Origin of the sequence: Enterococcus sp. DIV2402, assembly GCF_017426705.2 — a bacterium.
GTDB classification, from domain to species: domain Bacteria; phylum Bacillota; class Bacilli; order Lactobacillales; family Enterococcaceae; genus Enterococcus_F; species Enterococcus_F lowellii.
Map to the genome: position 1 here is coordinate 39,306 of NZ_CP147251.1, position 15,498 is coordinate 54,803.

Annotated in this window: 16 protein-coding genes; 4 read left to right on the forward strand and 12 right to left on the reverse strand. The window is 35.6% G+C overall.

All coding sequences use genetic code 11. The annotated features are described in order from the left end of the window. Window positions 1–3: 3 nt before the first annotated feature. The 4 genes from DOK78_RS00200 to DOK78_RS00215 form a co-directional block, all read right to left on the reverse strand. Window positions 4–732, reverse strand: coding sequence for an ABC transporter ATP-binding protein (locus tag DOK78_RS00200; protein ID WP_207871647.1), 729 nt, complete (start codon window positions 730–732; stop codon window positions 4–6). Between the two features lie 133 nt (window positions 733–865). Further along, on the reverse strand, window positions 866–2,743 hold the full coding sequence (locus DOK78_RS00205; RefSeq protein WP_207871648.1) for an ABC transporter ATP-binding protein: 1,878 nt from the start codon (window positions 2,741–2,743) through the stop codon (window positions 866–868). Further along, window positions 2,740–4,467, reverse strand: a complete 1,728-nt coding sequence (locus DOK78_RS00210) for an ABC transporter ATP-binding protein (protein ID WP_207871649.1) — start codon at window positions 4,465–4,467, stop codon at window positions 2,740–2,742. The genes DOK78_RS00205 and DOK78_RS00210 overlap by 4 nt, the downstream gene beginning before the upstream one ends. Continuing rightward, complete coding sequence (locus tag DOK78_RS00215; RefSeq protein WP_207871650.1) at window positions 4,464–5,129, reverse strand: TetR/AcrR family transcriptional regulator; 666 nt, start codon at window positions 5,127–5,129, stop codon at window positions 4,464–4,466. Before DOK78_RS00215 ends, DOK78_RS00210 begins: the two co-directional genes overlap by 4 nt. Before the next feature lie 208 nt (window positions 5,130–5,337). On the opposite strand from DOK78_RS00215, the gene DOK78_RS00220 reads away from it, so the two are divergent. Beyond that, window positions 5,338–5,706: a hypothetical protein gene (locus tag DOK78_RS00220; RefSeq protein WP_207871651.1), complete on the forward strand. Its 369-nt coding sequence runs from the start codon at window positions 5,338–5,340 to the stop codon at window positions 5,704–5,706. A 114-nt stretch (window positions 5,707–5,820) separates the two neighbouring features. On the opposite strand, the gene DOK78_RS00225 is transcribed toward DOK78_RS00220, so the two are convergent. Beyond that, window positions 5,821–6,666, reverse strand: a complete 846-nt coding sequence (locus DOK78_RS00225; protein WP_243430367.1) for an alpha/beta hydrolase — start codon at window positions 6,664–6,666, stop codon at window positions 5,821–5,823. 587 nt (window positions 6,667–7,253) lie between these two features. On the opposite strand from DOK78_RS00225, the gene DOK78_RS00230 reads away from it, so the two are divergent. Together DOK78_RS00230 and DOK78_RS00235 are read left to right on the forward strand one after the other, a co-directional pair. Beyond that, complete coding sequence (locus DOK78_RS00230; RefSeq protein WP_207871652.1) at window positions 7,254–7,829, forward strand: hypothetical protein; 576 nt, start codon at window positions 7,254–7,256, stop codon at window positions 7,827–7,829. After that, the gene (locus DOK78_RS00235) at window positions 7,826–8,146 is read left to right on the forward strand and encodes an arsenic metallochaperone ArsD family protein (protein WP_207871653.1); all 321 of its coding nucleotides are present in this window, start codon (window positions 7,826–7,828) and stop codon (window positions 8,144–8,146) included. Before DOK78_RS00230 ends, DOK78_RS00235 begins: the two co-directional genes overlap by 4 nt. Before the next feature lie 663 nt (window positions 8,147–8,809). On the opposite strand, the gene DOK78_RS00240 is transcribed toward DOK78_RS00235, so the two are convergent. The 7 genes from DOK78_RS00240 to DOK78_RS00270 all read right to left on the reverse strand — a co-directional run bounded on the left by DOK78_RS00240 (window position 8,810) and on the right by DOK78_RS00270 (window position 14,564). Continuing rightward, on the reverse strand, window positions 8,810–10,039 hold the full coding sequence (locus DOK78_RS00240; RefSeq protein WP_207871654.1) for a zinc-binding dehydrogenase: 1,230 nt from the start codon (window positions 10,037–10,039) through the stop codon (window positions 8,810–8,812). 27 nt (window positions 10,040–10,066) lie between these two features. After that, window positions 10,067–10,912: a mannose/fructose/sorbose PTS transporter subunit IID gene (locus DOK78_RS00245; protein ID WP_207871655.1), complete on the reverse strand. Its 846-nt coding sequence runs from the start codon at window positions 10,910–10,912 to the stop codon at window positions 10,067–10,069. 13 nt (window positions 10,913–10,925) lie between these two features. Further along, the gene (locus DOK78_RS00250; protein WP_207871656.1) at window positions 10,926–11,735 is read right to left on the reverse strand and encodes a PTS mannose/fructose/sorbose transporter subunit IIC; all 810 of its coding nucleotides are present in this window, start codon (window positions 11,733–11,735) and stop codon (window positions 10,926–10,928) included. Window positions 11,736–11,749: 14 nt separating this feature from the next. Next, on the reverse strand, window positions 11,750–12,238 hold the full coding sequence (locus tag DOK78_RS00255; RefSeq protein WP_207871657.1) for a mannose/fructose/sorbose PTS transporter subunit IIB: 489 nt from the start codon (window positions 12,236–12,238) through the stop codon (window positions 11,750–11,752). After that, window positions 12,238–12,651: a PTS sugar transporter subunit IIA gene (locus tag DOK78_RS00260; protein WP_207871658.1), complete on the reverse strand. Its 414-nt coding sequence runs from the start codon at window positions 12,649–12,651 to the stop codon at window positions 12,238–12,240. Before DOK78_RS00260 ends, DOK78_RS00255 begins: the two co-directional genes overlap by 1 nt. Before the next feature lie 9 nt (window positions 12,652–12,660). Continuing rightward, on the reverse strand, window positions 12,661–13,461 hold the full coding sequence (locus DOK78_RS00265) for an SDR family oxidoreductase (RefSeq protein WP_207871659.1): 801 nt from the start codon (window positions 13,459–13,461) through the stop codon (window positions 12,661–12,663). A gap of 155 nt (window positions 13,462–13,616) precedes the next feature. After that, window positions 13,617–14,564, reverse strand: a complete 948-nt coding sequence (locus DOK78_RS00270) for a sugar-binding transcriptional regulator (RefSeq protein ID WP_207871660.1) — start codon at window positions 14,562–14,564, stop codon at window positions 13,617–13,619. Window positions 14,565–14,758: 194 nt separating this feature from the next. On the opposite strand from DOK78_RS00270, the gene def reads away from it, so the two are divergent. Next, window positions 14,759–15,322, forward strand: coding sequence for a peptide deformylase (gene def, locus DOK78_RS00275; protein WP_207871661.1), 564 nt, complete (start codon window positions 14,759–14,761; stop codon window positions 15,320–15,322). Window positions 15,323–15,498 lie beyond the last annotated feature (176 nt).

Consider the following 15,498-nt stretch of genomic DNA (forward strand, 5'->3'; position numbering starts at 1 on the left):
TTCCTACGCCTCCTCTGTCAGCGCAAGATAGATTTCATCTAAAGATGCGTTTGCTAAACCGAATTGTTGTTGTAATTCTGCCATCGAACCTTGCGCACGAATCTCCCCATTGTGCAACATAATAAAACGATCACAATATTTTTCAGCCGTTGCTAATACATGAGTCGACATCAAAATCGAAGCGCCTGATTCTTTCATCTCTTTCATTAATTCGAGTAATGCATGAATCGCTAATGGATCCAAACCTAAGAAAGGTTCATCAATGATATATAAGCTCGGTTCAATTAAAAAAGCGCATAAAATCATGACTTTTTGTTTCATTCCTTTAGAAAAATTAGCTGGAAACCACTCCAGACGATTCTCTAAACGAAAGGTTTTTAATAGCTGTTCCGCACGTTGTAAAGCAATGTCTTGAGGAATATCATAAGCCATTGCCGTGACTTCTAAATGTTCACGTAGCGTTAGTTCTTCATACAATGCTGGACTTTCAGGAATATACCCGATTTTTTTGCGATATTCTTCAGGGTTTTCTTTTAGTGTTAAACCATCAATTTCAATACTGCCCTTTTGTGGTTGTAACAAGCCGATGATTTCTTTAATGGTTGTACTTTTGCCCGCACCATTTAAACCAATCAATCCGACAAGTTCACCATCATTGATTTTAAAATTAATATCTTTTAAAACAGGTAATTGACTATAACCCCCTGTTAAATTTTTAATTGTTAATGTCATGTGTTTTCCTCCAAAATTTGCTAGGTTCATTATACCACGAAGCGCCTAGAGAAAAAAATTCAGGTGTTAAACTATTTGTCTATCAAGAAATAAAAAAACGATGCCTACTTCTTCTCGTAAGCATCGTTTTTCATTAAGCAACTTCTTCTGAAAATTGACTGTTATATAAATCAGCATAGAAACCATTTTTCGCCATTAAGCTATCATGATTTCCGGTTTCAATAATTGAACCTTGATTCATAACAATAATATTATCTGCATCACGAATCGTAGATAAACGATGGGCAACAACGAAACTTGTCCGATTTTCTAACAAACGATTCATCGCTTGTTGAATCAAAATTTCAGTACGAGTGTCAACACTAGATGTTGCTTCATCTAAAATTAACACATCTGGATTGGCAAGGAAAGCACGAGCAATCGTAATTAATTGACGTTGCCCTTGTGAAATATTACTAGCTTCTTCATTTAAAACCGTCTCATAACCATCTGGTAACTTCCGAACAAATTCATCCACATGTGCGGCTTTAGCGGCTGCGATAACTTGTTCTTTCGTCGCATGTTCATTTCCATAAAGGATGTTGTCATAAATGGTTCCTGTAAATAACCATGTGTCTTGCAAGACCATTGAGAAGTGATTTCGTAATTCATCACGAGTGTAATCGCGTGTATCTTTTCCTTCATAACGGATACTACCGCCAGACACATCATAGAATCGTTCCAACAAATTAATTAACGTTGTTTTTCCTGCGCCAGTTGGTCCAACAATCGCAACCATTTCACCTGCTTTAACGTCTAAATTAAAATCGGTCATCAATAACTTGTCTTCATTATAACCAAACTGAACATTTTCAAAGCGAACTTTGTAATCATTCTCTTCAATAGGAAGTAACGATGGTTCATTAATCATTTCTTCTTCGTCTAAGATTTCAAAGACACGTTCTGCTGAAGCAACTGTTGATTGGATGGTATTAATCAAGCTGGCAATTTGAGTGATTGGTTGTGAGAATTGATTGGTATATTGCAAGAAAGCTTGCACATCCCCTAAATTCATATTTCCATTCGCAACTTTAATCCCACCAAGTACAGCAACAAAGACGTAACCTAAATTTTTAACAAAGTTCATCAATGGCATAATCATGGCAGAAATAAATTGTGCTTTCCAACCAGCCTCGTATAATTTTTCGTTTTCAACTTCAAAAACTTCTTGATCGGCTTTTTCATGATTAAACGTTTTCACTACAGTATGACCACCATAAGTTTCTTCAACTTGGTCATTTAAAAGACCTAAACTCTTTTGTTGCGTAGCAAAATGTTTTTGTGATTTTGGTGCCACTAACATCACAACAATTAAACTTAAAGGGACTGTCGCTAAAGCAACTAACGTCAATTGCCAGCTAATGGTTAACATCATCCACAAAACCCCAATAAAGGTTACAATGCTGGTAACAAATTGCGTCAAGTTTTGTTGAAGAGTTCCGGCAATATTATCCATATCATTAATCGCACGTGACATAATGTCCCCGTTACTATGTGTATCGTAATACGAAATAGGTAAACGACTCATCTTCTCATCTAAATCACGACGCATTTCATAAACCGTGCGTTGTGACACACGCGTCATAATGAATTGTTGGAAGAAATTGAAGATAGCGGAAATAATATACATCCCGATAACAATTAGAATGATTTCTCCAATTTTATCAAAATCAATTGGAAAACTGCTAATTTGTTCTCCCAGCTTGATTTGCTTCATACCTGCCATCACACCGTTAAAGATTTCCGTAGTTGCTTGACCAAGAACTTTCGGTGTTTGAATTTGGAAAACAACAGCAGCAATCGCTAAAACAAAGACAAGGATAATCGCATAAGAACGTTTTGACATGTATCGGAAAAGACGTTTCGTTGTGCCCCAAAAATTATTCGCTTTTTGCGGTTTCATTCCCATGCCATGCCCTGGACCACCACTTCCAGGTCCACCATGTGTTGATTGTGTTTTTTCTTTACTCATGCTAAATCCTCCTCTCTTAGTTGTGAATGTACGATTTCTTGGTACGTTGCATTATCAGCAAGTAATTCCTCATGGGTTCCTTGCCCAACAACTTTTCCTTCATCTAAAACCAAAATAATATCTGCATCCATCACGGTACTTACACGTTGTGCCACGATAACCATAATTCCTTCAGTCATCGATTTTTTTAGAGCACCGCGTAAATTAGCGTCAGTTTTAAAGTCTAGAGCAGAGAATGAATCATCAAAAACATAGATATCTGATTCTTTAATCAAGGCACGAGCAATCGCTAAGCGTTGACGTTGACCGCCAGAAAAATTGCCACCACCTTGTTCCACACGACTTTCTAAGCCATCTGCTAAACCTTCAACAAAATCTTTGGCTTGTGCAATTTCTAAGGCACGCCAAATTTCTTCATCGGTAGCCTCTGGTCGTCCGTAACACATATTTTCACGAATGGTTCCTGAAAACAACACAGCCTTTTGAGGAACAAAACCAATTACTTCACGTAAATCATGTTGAGTTACTTTTGAAATATCTTGATTATTTAAGCGAATGACACCAGATTCGACATCATACAAACGTGGTAATAAATTAACTAAGGTGGTTTTCCCAGAACCCGTTCCACCAATAATGGCAACTGTTTGTCCTGAATCAACTGAAAAATTGACATCTTTTAAGGCTAATTTTTCAGCACCCGGAAAACGATAGCTTACATGATCAAAAGCTAAGGTTGCTTGACTACCTTGGCGTGAAATTGTCGCAGGATTTTGAATGTCGACAATTTCATCTGGTTCTTCTAAAATTTCATTGATACGTTCTGCTGAAGCTTGTGCACGAGGAACCATGACAAAAATCATAGATAACATCATAAAGCTAATTAAAATCTGCATTGCATAGGTCATAAAGGCAATCAAATTTCCAACTTCTAAAGTCATATCTGCAATATAATGACCACCAAACCAAGTAATCGCAACATTGGTACCACTCATAATCAACGTCATCAAAGGCATCATTAAAGCCACAATTGTGTTTACTTTAATCGCTGTTTGTGTGTAATCTTTATTCGCATCATCAAATCGTTTTTCTTCATACGCAGTTTTGTTAAAAGCACGGATGACTCGAACACCTGTCAACCCTTCACGAAACACCAAATTTAAACGGTCTGTTTTCTTTTGCATACTCTTAAATAACGGTACCGCAAAATACATAATTCCGCCAATTGCGACGATAATAATTGGAATGACCACTAAGAAAATTTTTGTTAATTGTGGATCTTTAGAATACGCTAAAAAACTCGCCCCAATTAAAGTAATAGGTGCATTAATCATCATACGTAAGAACATTTGCGTAACCATTTGAATTTGGTTAACGTCATTGGTTGTACGTGTAATTAATGACGCTGTTCCATATTTATCAAAGGTACGTGTAGACGCATTTTCTACTTTGTTGTAAATATCCGTACGCAATTCTTTCCCTAATTTTTGTGATTCTCTGGTAGCAAAAAAAGTATTACCTACAGCTGCAATAATACTAATTAATGAAAAGCCCACCATGAACATCCCCGTTTGCCAGATATAATCAATATCACCGACTGCAACACCTTTATCAATAATATTCGAAGTAAGGGTTGGTAAATACAAATCAGCAATAACTTGAACAACCATAAAAATGACTGCCATTAATGCGGATATCCAAGAAATTCGTTTCCAAATTTTAATCATTCAGTCTTCTCCTTTCGTGCGCCATTTTTCAACCAGCTTATTTTGCTTTCAAAATTCTGATTGATTTGCTCAATGTCATAGGAACCGTCGATTAATATGCGACGATAGCCATCTGCAATTGTTGTAAAAACGGTATGCATTAATAATTGTAATAGTAAATGTAATTCATGATTGTCGCTCACCTTTAAGTTTGAGCAGTCAATCGCATCTATCAACACTTTCTGATGCTTTTTGCGTTCCATTTTTTTATCATGGCAGGATTCAGCATTCTTTTCTAGATGCGGAGCAACGCGACGGAAACCATGATAATCCATATTCGTAAAGACATTTTTGTAAAACAAGGCATGGTCGCCAATAAAAATTTCGGGCACAATACGTTTAAAATACTCTTCGAAACCTTGAAATAAATCACCGTTCGCTTGTTGAATTGATGAAACTAAGTAACGATGGCTGTCCTGTTGAACTGTTTGAAAATAGTAGTAATACAAATCTTCTTTATCTTTAAAATATTGATAAAAACTGCCTCTAGGAATTTCAGCATCCTTGATAACATTAGCAATAGACGCTTCTTTCAAAGATGTTCTGGAAAATTCTTTTTTCGCTGCATCTAAAATACGTCGTTGCTTTTCTTTGGGTAAATTAAAAAATGTCTCAGTTGGCATCTTCTTCCCCTCCTCATTATTATTTATGACACGATGTCATATGACACTGTGTCATTATACACTCAAATTGTAAACTTGCAAGAAAAAAGTTTTGAAAAAAGTATGAACAATCAACGTTCACGCACAAAATAGCGACGTTTAGGATAAAAATCTATGTTAGATAGGAATTTGTGCTACTCTGATAAAAAAAGACGAGGTGACGAAAATTATGAAAAAACAATGGGTTGATTTAGGTTATCATATCTGCAAAATTTGTTTATATATATCACTTATATTGATAGTTATTAATTTTTTCTTCCAAGAATCGGCAATAACTATGGATAGTTATAATCTGGCACTATTCATTGGTTTGCTCATCACTACCAACAGATTTTTTGAAAACAAATTTAAGTTGTGGCAAGCATTGCTCATTTATTTTGTCATCGTCTTACCGATTGACCGGTTTTTACGTTGGTGTAATCTAGAAACACTTCGTATTAATTATTCCACTTTCTTGTGGGTGCTTGCCTGCGAAGGAATCCTTGTTGGTATATTCTTTTTGATGCAGCGTTTTCTGCAAAAGAAAGAAAGCGTATAAAAAAATAACGCGTTCATCCGAATGTTGGATGAACGCGCTATTCTTTGTGAAAAATTGAAAACTATTTACCTAAATATTTTGTAAAGAACTCATCTAATTTTTCAACAGCAGGTTCTACTGCTTTTGGTTGATCATATAAATCGTAATGACTGATATCTGGCAATACCCTAATATCTTTTTCTGTTGATGCTGCACGTGTATAAACTTCAAATCCATTACGATATGAAGCAAATCCACCAACTTTATCTCCAACAAGATATTTGCATCAAAACCTAAAATTGCTGCATAGTTCGTAAATGGTACTAGGTTTGATGAGAATGGGCAGTACCCTCGATCTGTACGATAATAATCTACCGCTTCTACAAAATCAATATCTGTCATACCTGCTGCTTTTAATTCTTCTGGTGAATTTGGAATCCAGTTTACTTCCTGTACTTCTACGCCACGAGCTTCAGCTGTACGTTGTTGAGCAATTTGTTCTAACATGCCAAGTAAGTTAGCTTCTGATCCAAATGCGCCACGGAATGTTGCTCCAACATTTGCCGGTGCAATCCCAGCAACTGCTTTAATACGACGTTCTGTTTTCGCTGCATGAATCGTGTATCCACCACCTGCACAGATACCTGCCGCACCAATACGATTTTCATCTACATAATCTAATGTCACTAAATAATCAATCGCGCGACTAATATCTTCTGTACGTACTGCTGGATCCTCTGTATTACGAGGCTCACCTTCATTACGTCCTTGATAACTTGCATCAAAAGTAATTGTTACAAAACCTTTTTCTGCTAATTTTTCTGCATATAAACCAGATGTTTGTTCGCCCACACTACTAGTTGGATGAGTAACTACAATAGCTGGATATTTGTTAGAAGAATCAAAGTTTTCTGGGAAAAATAAATCTCCTACAATATTAAAGTGACGTCCTTTGAAAGTAACCGTTTCTTTTTTTGTCATATTTTTTCTCTCCTAATCTTTTAAATACACTTTAGTACTTTTGTTTACACGTGTATAATAACTTAAAAGACAGGAATATATTAATACCCACATTTTAAACAAAGAGAACTAATACTCACTTTGTAAAAATTGGTCATAAATTTTTATAAACACTTGATAGGAAGTGTTATCTTATGAAAAAAGTGTTTTTGGGGATTTTGTTGACAACTGTTGGAGTAGTTTCTGTTGGTTTATTTGCTGATGAGGTTAAGACAGATGAGGCTGTGTTTACTCAAATAGTTCTCGGCTAGACTTGGTGTTTATGATTTCTGATTTTCATCAAGTTCATTTTAAAAGACTCACATTTTCTATTTCATTGACGGAATCATGCACGTTTGCTACTAGATAATCGTTGTAATATAATTGATCAAGAAAAAAGCTCATCAATTCACTTTTTTGTAAAATATCCGGAAATTCTTAATATTTTGAACGTTCAGGCATTAATTTGCTACGGTTAGGACATTTTTGATTATAGTAAAGAGTTCTATGATATATTAGCTTTGTATCAAAAAAATATTATACGAGGAGAAGCTACGAGGAGAAGCTATATGAAAGAAAAAATGAGTAAATTGGTAAAATTTTTGGGTGCTGTATTCTTGGTGGTAGGAATAAGTCTGATTTTTGGGGATAAAGTTTTAGCAGATTCAACAGATGAAGTCACAAATGATAGCACTAATATTGTTGATTTTGATAGCCTTACAAAAAATGAACAAGATTATTTTTTATCTAAAGGATTTACAGAAAATGATATATTCTTTTCGGAAAAAGTATATCAAACCCCTGATTCATCAAATACAGGGGAAGTACAACCTTATGGAGTAAATGCATTGACTTTAACTGGAGCTACCCAGACCGTAACTAGTACTATGGGAAGAACGGAATACATTTTAGGAAGTACTAATTCTATGTTAATAAGTTTTAATATGCAACTTCGTTTGGGAAATGCTCAAACATACAATAGTGCTGTGAATGCATCTAACGTACATATATATGGTGGTGGAATGTATTATACGTATACAGGTCCAAGAAAGTATCATACAGTAAAATTAACTGCTCAGGTGTTAAAAGGTTTTGGTTATGGCACAGTTAGCTGTACGGCTGGAGGGTTGACTTTAGGTTCATGAAAATAGAATATTTTTTACCTGTGGATTGTAATTCTGATGAACTTGAAGGTTTTAAGGCTATTCATAATAATGATAACCTCAAAGAATTTTACAAAAAAAAAGAACATGAAACATTAGAAACCAAAATTTATAATTGGAGTAGAAGTGTTATACCGTTTCTAAAAGATTCTGAGGTGCTTAATACATTGCAACGAGAAGATTTAAAATGTTTACCTATAGTAAAAATAAATGGATCTATTTTTATTACACAAAGGGTCTTAAGTTTAAATGAATTAAGTGACATTTTAGACATTGGTATTAGTATACAAAAAGATTAAATTTTATAAACAGGATATGGGATTAATCAATGAATTCATAGCCTGTTTTCTAAAATTTTTTATGATTGTGAAATTACTTTCCTTGTCAACTATCCAAAATCAATATGATCCAACATTGACTTATAACAATGTATTAGCAACAATGACGTTGCTAAAATATTATGTACACAAAGATATCAATCATATGGAATGGATCTCTAAAAAAAGAGGGTCAGAAACTTTTTTAAGTTTTTGACCCTCTTTTAAAGCTCTTTGAGTAACTTAATTGTCATTTTTCTTTTTAAATGACACGTTTTTTTTCGATAAATGACACAATTCGTTTACTTAACCATTATGAGACTTATTATAGCTGTTAACATCTAAAAAAATTTAATGTATTAATTGATAAAAAAGAAAACATTGAATTATCAATGCTTTCTTTTTTGTGTTTAGCTTTGATATTGATTGAACTGAGCGCGCACACCCGTGACTTTAGTCGTGGGAGGTTCAGGATATAAGCTTCTATATTTTTACTGTATAAGAAAAACAAACAGAAACTGTCCCCAACAATTTAGGGAACAGACTCTTTTATTTATCACCACGCGTATTCTCAATTTTTTTGCACAATAATAATTTGAATATGTAGAAAAAACAGCCATTACCACAGAGTAATGACTGTTTTTCTTAAATTTCTGGTTGGGTCGTTAAGATGTACTCTTCTGCTTCTTTACTCCAAATTCCCTCTGTTTTGTCTAAAATCTTTTTTAGTTCATGTGTTTCTGGCAACTCACTTAGGTTCGTAAGTGCCATTGCCTTATGAGTATAGACTAATTTTTTCCCACCGCCAATTGTAGGTTGATTCAAAGTTGTTTCTGCTACTGAATCAAGACCTAACACATGAGTCACAATATTAGCTGCACGAATTTTCTGTTCTTCAATCAATTGGACTGCTTTTCGCATATCTTCTGTATTTCCCCCAGAGGTTCCAACATAATGCATGAAAGAATAATGAACATCATAAAAATTCACTTCGGCAAAGAAATCTTTATTTTGAGGTCCCGCAAAGAAATTTAGACAACCATCGGGATTCATTAGTTTTGAACCGTCTGTAATTGCATCTGCAGCAGGTACCATGACAAATACATCATCATAGCCTTGGTTATTGATTGCTTCTTTTAGAATTGCTACCTGATTCTCTATTTCTCGCACGTTGATATAGGTCACTGTAATACCGTCTTGACTAGGATATAGTTTAGCAGCTCGATCTAATTTATCTTGATGACGATCTGTAATGACAATGTGCTTAGGTTTAATAGGTCCGTGCAACGCATAATCAATAGCCAACAGCCCCATTGGACCAGTACCACCCATAATCAATAAATTGCCTTCAGGTTTAATTCCCATTTTGTGTTCATACGAGCCTTCTATTAAATGATAATTTGCTTCAAACGCACCAATCACACAGGATAATGGTTCAACGAGTGATCCTTCAAAATAGGTGACACCCTTATAAGGGATTAAGCAATCTTGCTCCATTACATCCTTGGAAATAACAATGTAGGTGGCATCTCCACCTGTATATGGATAGGAATAACCCGGACAATCTGGACGATCAGGCAATTGTAAATTTGCCTGAACGACATAGCGCTCACCTACTTGATAGTGATCCGCCCATTTAGCCCCCACCTCTATAATCTCCCCACAGAATTCATGACCAATAATAATTGGGTTTGTAGCAACATCATCTGGCGCTTTTTTATGGTCCGCTCCTTGATTGGCTAGTTTCCAAGTAGACATACAAATGCTATCGGTCACTACCGAAGCTAAAATCTCATCTTCTTGAATAGGAGGTAATTCAAATTCTTCTAATCGTAAATCATTTTTACCGTATAAGCGAACTGCTTTTGTTTTCATTCTAAAATCTCCTTTATGTTGCGTTGTTTAGCCTAAAATGCCAAATGCGTAACCAGCAATTCCGACAGCAAACAAAGCAAATATTAAAACAATTGGACTCACTTTTTTCTTCAATAGGCGCATCATTAATAGTGTCAAACCTAATGCTAGCAAGCCTGGTACTAAATCATCTAGAATATTTTGAACAGTAGTTACCACTTCTTGCCCATCTGGTCCCGTTGTTCTTGAGACCACTAAAGGTACGTTAATAGTGGTCCACTTAGTTACTAAAACTCCCATGATAAATAGCCCTAAAATCGTGGCACCTTCTGTTAATTTTTGTAATAAATTTCCAGATAAATCAGAAACGATATCCAATCCTTTTTTCAGTCCATAAGTTAATCCAAACCATTTCAATGCTAAACGAACGGCATTAAAAGCAATAAAAAATAATAATGGTCCCATAACGTTGCCGGTTAATGCAATCGATGCTCCTAAAGCCGCAGTAATTGGACGTAATGTTCCCCAAATTAAAGGATCCCCTACACCTGCAAGCGGCCCCATTAAACCAACTTTCAGACTATTAATCGTTCCTTCTTCAATATCTGCTCCGCCTGCTCTCGCTTCTTCCATTGCCATGGTCACACCAATAACTGGACCACACATACCTGGTGTCACATTAAAAAAAGTCAAATGACGTTTTAACGCTTCAGCCTGTTCTTCTTTTGTTTCATACACACGCTGAATTGTCGGAATCATATCCACACAAAAAGCTAAAGCATGAATTCGTTCATAGTTAAACGATGCTTGTTGAAAATTTGAATAAACAAACGTACGAATTAAGTCTTGCTTTGTAATTTTAGACTGAATTGTTACTTGGTTCGTATTTTCCATGATTTTCTCTCCTTTAGTCTTCTAGTTCATCATCTAAATCATCGTAGACATTCATAGCTGGTTGATTGACAACCGCTGCTTGTTTATTGAAATTGGGATTTAATTGGACATATAACATCGCCATAATTAAACCGATAATCCCGAATGATAATAAACTAAAATCTAAGTAACCACCTAAAACAAACCCTAGGAAGAAGAAGGGCATCAAATATTTGATACTCATCATATTCAAGACCATCGCATAACCGACAACGACAATGAAACCACCGGCGACAGCTAACCCACCTGTCACCACATCAGGTATCGCTGCTAACATGCTTTCAACCATTTCCGCACTTACAAATGCTGCAACAATCGTCGTCGGAATCGCCACACGCATTGCCTGCATTAACAATGCGCTAAAGTGAAGCAAAATAATACGTTTGAAGTTAGCTTTCTCTGCTTCTTTATCTGCCGCATGTTGAAAGGCAACTGTTAGTGTGCGAACAAATACGGTTAATACTTGTCCAGCTGCTGCAACTGGTAAGGCTACTGCAATCCCATTTTGAATACTTTGGCTTCCAACAATTACCAAAATTGTAGAAATCGTGCTAGCCAAAGCCGAATCAGGTGATTGTGCAGCGCCAATATTCATCCAGCCTAAAGCAATTAATTCGAGTGTTCCCCCGAGAATAACTCCCGTTGTCAAATCGCCTAAAATCAAGCCCATCACTGTACATGCAATAATAGGTCGATGGGTTTGAAATTCATCTAATACACTACCCATTCCAGCAATACTTGAAAATAAAAAGATTAAAATGATCTGAATCATCGATAATTCCATTGGTGTTCCTCCTTTTAAAAGCTTGCTTCTTTTAGTTTTGCTTCAAAGTCGCCTTTAGTATCCGTTGCGACAACACGCAAATCTAATTCCACACCCAACTCGGCTAATTTTCTAAATGCTATAACATCTTTTTCATCAACAGATACTGCTTTAGTCACTTGTTTCTTCCCTGTTTTGTATTGCATGCCACCGATATTGATTGATTGAATAGGTACACCCTTTTGAATTATTTCAACTACTTCAGTTGGATTCGTAAATAAATAAAAGACGGTTTCATTCGCATATTTAGGATTGTTGTACACACGAACTGCTTTATCTACATCAATAATATTTGCTTTAATTCCTGGAGGAGCTGCTTGCTTCACTAAGGTTTTACGAATTTGATCCTCAGAAACTTCTTTACTTACGACAATAATTCGTTGCGCACCTGCTTCTTTTGCCCAAACAGTGGCTACTTGACCATGAATTAAACGGTCATCAATTCTTGCTAATCGAATATGCATTATAGTTCCTCCTCGTCCTCTTCTTCAATTACAAATGTCCGTACAGTATCACACGCAATTTCTTGTAAATAATCTGCTACTGCCCGAGCATTTCGGTCTGCGTAAACGGTGGCTGTTTCTAATACCAAAGGCAAGGACATGCCCGAGATAACTTCAATTTGTTTTTCGGGATATTCCATCGCTAGTCCACAGCTCGCGTTAAATGGTGTTCCTCCAAATAAATCTGCTAAAATAATGACGGACTCGTCCGTTTGATTTAAAACCGTTTGTAATTTTTCTTTTAATGAATCAAACCCATCTTCTTTTAAAAATTCTACTGTTTGAAAATCAGCTAATTCTCCAAAAATCATTTCTGCTGAATTTTTCATTTCATTTGCTAATTTTCCATGTGCAACCAAAACGACACTTGACATTTTTTTCACCTATCCTCTCGTTTTACCACCTGCAACATTCACTGTAACTCCTGAAATATAACTTGAACGTTCAGATAAGAAATACGCAACTAAATCAGCAACTTCTGCTAACTTACCGCTACGTCCTAAAGGAATCGTACTTGTTTGACTATAGCCTGCACGTAACTCTTCAACAGTTTTTCCACGAGTATAAGCAAGAGCTTCTTCATAAGCTAACGTTCGCAAACCAGTTTCTTCCATAATTCCTGGTGCGATACCAATAACACGAATTCCTTTTTTGCCTAACTCTTTGGCCCATGAACGAGTATAACTATTTACCGCAGCTTTTGTGGCAGCATAGGCGCTTTGTCCTTCCGATCCCTCTAACCCACTTTCAGAAGACATATTAATAATTACACCATGACCTTGCGCGACTAATTTGCGTCCAACAGCTTGGCTCATTAAGTACAGTCCTTTTTGATTTACATTAATAATTTTGTCAAATAGCTTATCGTTAATTTCAAATTTGCCATTTTCAACTTGTTTTTCATCAACTAATAATGCTGGAATATTAATTCCTGCATTATTGACCACTCCGTCAATTTTTCCGAAATGATTGAGTGCTGTTGCTACCGCAGCTTCAACAGATTCTCGTGAAGTGACGTCAGTTTGTACAAATACTAAATTTTCATGCTTAAAAGCCCCTTCGCTTAAATCTGCATTCACCACATTTACTTGTAATAGACAAAGTTCCTTAACAATCGCATCACCAATCCCTGATGAACCTCCTGTGACAATTACTGTTTTCCCTTCAATATTTAACCAACTCATGCTACCTCTCCTAACATTTGTGAAATATTTTTAACATTTGTTATAACTAGATAGTAAACGTTACCAAAATAATTGTCAACACTTTTTAACATTATTGATTTAATAATCACATTTGTCAAACGATTCAAAAAAAAAGAGGACTTTTGCCTCTTTTTTCATTTTTCTTTTAAAATAGCTTCTGCTGTCTCTTGTGTTGTCACCAGTACATTCATATATTTCCCACGTAAAGCACCACGAATGGCAGAAACTTTCTCTAGTGATTCTGCTACAGCAATTCGATAATTAACTTTTTTTAATTCTTCCAGAGTAATACCGATTAGGCGCTCATCTAATTTACTAGAAATATGTTGCCCCTGAGCATTGTAAAAATGTGATATCACATCGCCCACCACTTGATCTTCCAATCCTTCTAAAATATTATCATCATAAAACAGTTTCCAACGTGTGCTGTCTTTCATTTGCGGACTACCAATTCCAAAAATAGCAATCGATAGCTTTTTCCATAATTGAACTAAGTCTTGATTAAATTGATTTGCCATTAAAGCTTCTTTTAATTCCTTTGTTTCAGGAAAGGCTGGGGAATCAATTAATACAGCCTTACTTTTTAATTTTTTAGAAGCTTCAAAAGTAATCGTATTAACATGGTATTCTCCAATTAAGCGTCCAGAAGGCCCACCGATTAGTGGAATACACATTAAATTGTTTTTCTCAGTTTCTTGCAGTTCTGCAGCAACCATCGACATTGCTTGTCCCCATGAAAAGCCAATTGTCATCTCCTCTTCTAAAATTGTTTGAAGATATTTATTTGCCGCTGCTCCTAACAACTGTAATTTTTGCTCCGATTGAACATCAATAGCCGTAGGTACGACAATTGCTTTTTTTAAACCAAACGTCTCTTCCAATTCTTTTTCTAACGAATAAGTTCCTGCTAAATCATAATTAATAGTAATCGTCACAATTCCTTCTTCTCGCGACTTTTTAAGCAAACGACTAATCGTACTACGATGAATATTTAATTCCTTTGAAATTTGACTTTGATTTTTATCTTCTTGATAATACATTTGGGCAATTTGGACTAATAATTTATCCTCCACATGTTTCATACTACATCTCCCCTTTTTCGATATTTCTTGCCCCAACAATACCATAAATCTCTCTTTTTACAAATAACGTTACTTAAAAATCAATTTTGTGATTTGTAAACATTTGCTACACGCCCTTCTTGATTTTATGTTAAACTAAAGGGCGGACCAAAAAACTTACATATGAATTTATAACTTGAGAGGAGACATCATCAATGATTACAATGGATGATATTATTCGTGAAGGACATCCTACTTTACGAAAAGTTGCTGAAGAAGTCTCTTTTCCTTTGAGTGAAGAAGATCGTCAATTAGGAAAAGATATGATGGAATTTTTAGAAAATAGCCAAGACCCAGTGAAAGCTGAAGAACTAGATTTACGTGGAGGCGTTGGATTAGCTGCGCCACAAGTCGACGTTTCTAAAAGAATGGCAGCCGTTTTAGTGCCTAGTTCTGACCCTGAACGTGAAGAACCTGATTTTCAAGCGGTATTATATAACCCAAAAATTATGAGTCATTCTGTGCAAGAAGCTTGTCTAGCAGATGGCGAAGGTTGCTTGTCTGTGGATCGTGAAGTACCTGGGTATGTTCCTCGTCCCGCACGAGTAACATTAACTTATTTTAATGAAGATGGTGAACAACAAAAAGTTCGTTTAAAAAATTATACAGCCATCGTTGTTCAACATGAAATCGACCATCTAAATGGCGTAATGTTCTATGACCACATTAATGCTAAAAATCCATTCGCCTTAAAAGAAGGCATTTTAGTGATTGAATAAACCACAAACACATAAAAATTTGTGGCTATCTGCATAGAACAGCTACACTTGTTTATAAGAAAACCTTGGGAGGATAAAAGCATCTTCCCAAGGTTTTCTTATTTTTAATTTATTTCATCGCTCTTTCAAGTATACACAAAAGATAGTTTAACAGTACTCAAACGGTACAAAAAGTC

What these genes read in the sequence shown, in the direction of transcription:
- DOK78_RS00200 (WP_207871647.1), bottom strand. Translation starts at nt 732, where the DNA reads ATGACATTAACAATTAAAAATTTAACAGGGGGTTATAGTCAATTACCT.
- DOK78_RS00225 (WP_243430367.1), bottom strand. Translation starts at nt 6,666, where the DNA reads ATGACAAAAAAAGAAACGGTTACTTTCAAAGGACGTCACTTTAATATT.
- def (WP_207871661.1), top strand. Translation starts at nt 14,759, where the DNA reads ATGATTACAATGGATGATATTATTCGTGAAGGACATCCTACTTTACGA.
- DOK78_RS00230 (WP_207871652.1), top strand. Translation starts at nt 7,254, where the DNA reads ATGAAAGAAAAAATGAGTAAATTGGTAAAATTTTTGGGTGCTGTATTC.
- DOK78_RS00245 (WP_207871655.1), bottom strand. Translation starts at nt 10,912, where the DNA reads ATGGAAAATACGAACCAAGTAACAATTCAGTCTAAAATTACAAAGCAA.
- DOK78_RS00235 (WP_207871653.1), top strand. Translation starts at nt 7,826, where the DNA reads ATGAAAATAGAATATTTTTTACCTGTGGATTGTAATTCTGATGAACTT.
- DOK78_RS00215 (WP_207871650.1), bottom strand. Translation starts at nt 5,129, where the DNA reads ATGCCAACTGAGACATTTTTTAATTTACCCAAAGAAAAGCAACGACGT.
- DOK78_RS00255 (WP_207871657.1), bottom strand. Translation starts at nt 12,238, where the DNA reads ATGCATATTCGATTAGCAAGAATTGATGACCGTTTAATTCATGGTCAA.
- DOK78_RS00270 (WP_207871660.1), bottom strand. Translation starts at nt 14,564, where the DNA reads ATGAAACATGTGGAGGATAAATTATTAGTCCAAATTGCCCAAATGTAT.
- DOK78_RS00260 (WP_207871658.1), bottom strand. Translation starts at nt 12,651, where the DNA reads ATGTCAAGTGTCGTTTTGGTTGCACATGGAAAATTAGCAAATGAAATG.
- DOK78_RS00240 (WP_207871654.1), bottom strand. Translation starts at nt 10,039, where the DNA reads ATGAAAACAAAAGCAGTTCGCTTATACGGTAAAAATGATTTACGATTA.
- DOK78_RS00220 (WP_207871651.1), top strand. Translation starts at nt 5,338, where the DNA reads ATGAAAAAACAATGGGTTGATTTAGGTTATCATATCTGCAAAATTTGT.
- DOK78_RS00250 (WP_207871656.1), bottom strand. Translation starts at nt 11,735, where the DNA reads ATGGAATTATCGATGATTCAGATCATTTTAATCTTTTTATTTTCAAGT.
- DOK78_RS00205 (WP_207871648.1), bottom strand. Translation starts at nt 2,743, where the DNA reads ATGAGTAAAGAAAAAACACAATCAACACATGGTGGACCTGGAAGTGGT.
- DOK78_RS00210 (WP_207871649.1), bottom strand. Translation starts at nt 4,467, where the DNA reads ATGATTAAAATTTGGAAACGAATTTCTTGGATATCCGCATTAATGGCA.
- DOK78_RS00265 (WP_207871659.1), bottom strand. Translation starts at nt 13,461, where the DNA reads ATGAGTTGGTTAAATATTGAAGGGAAAACAGTAATTGTCACAGGAGGT.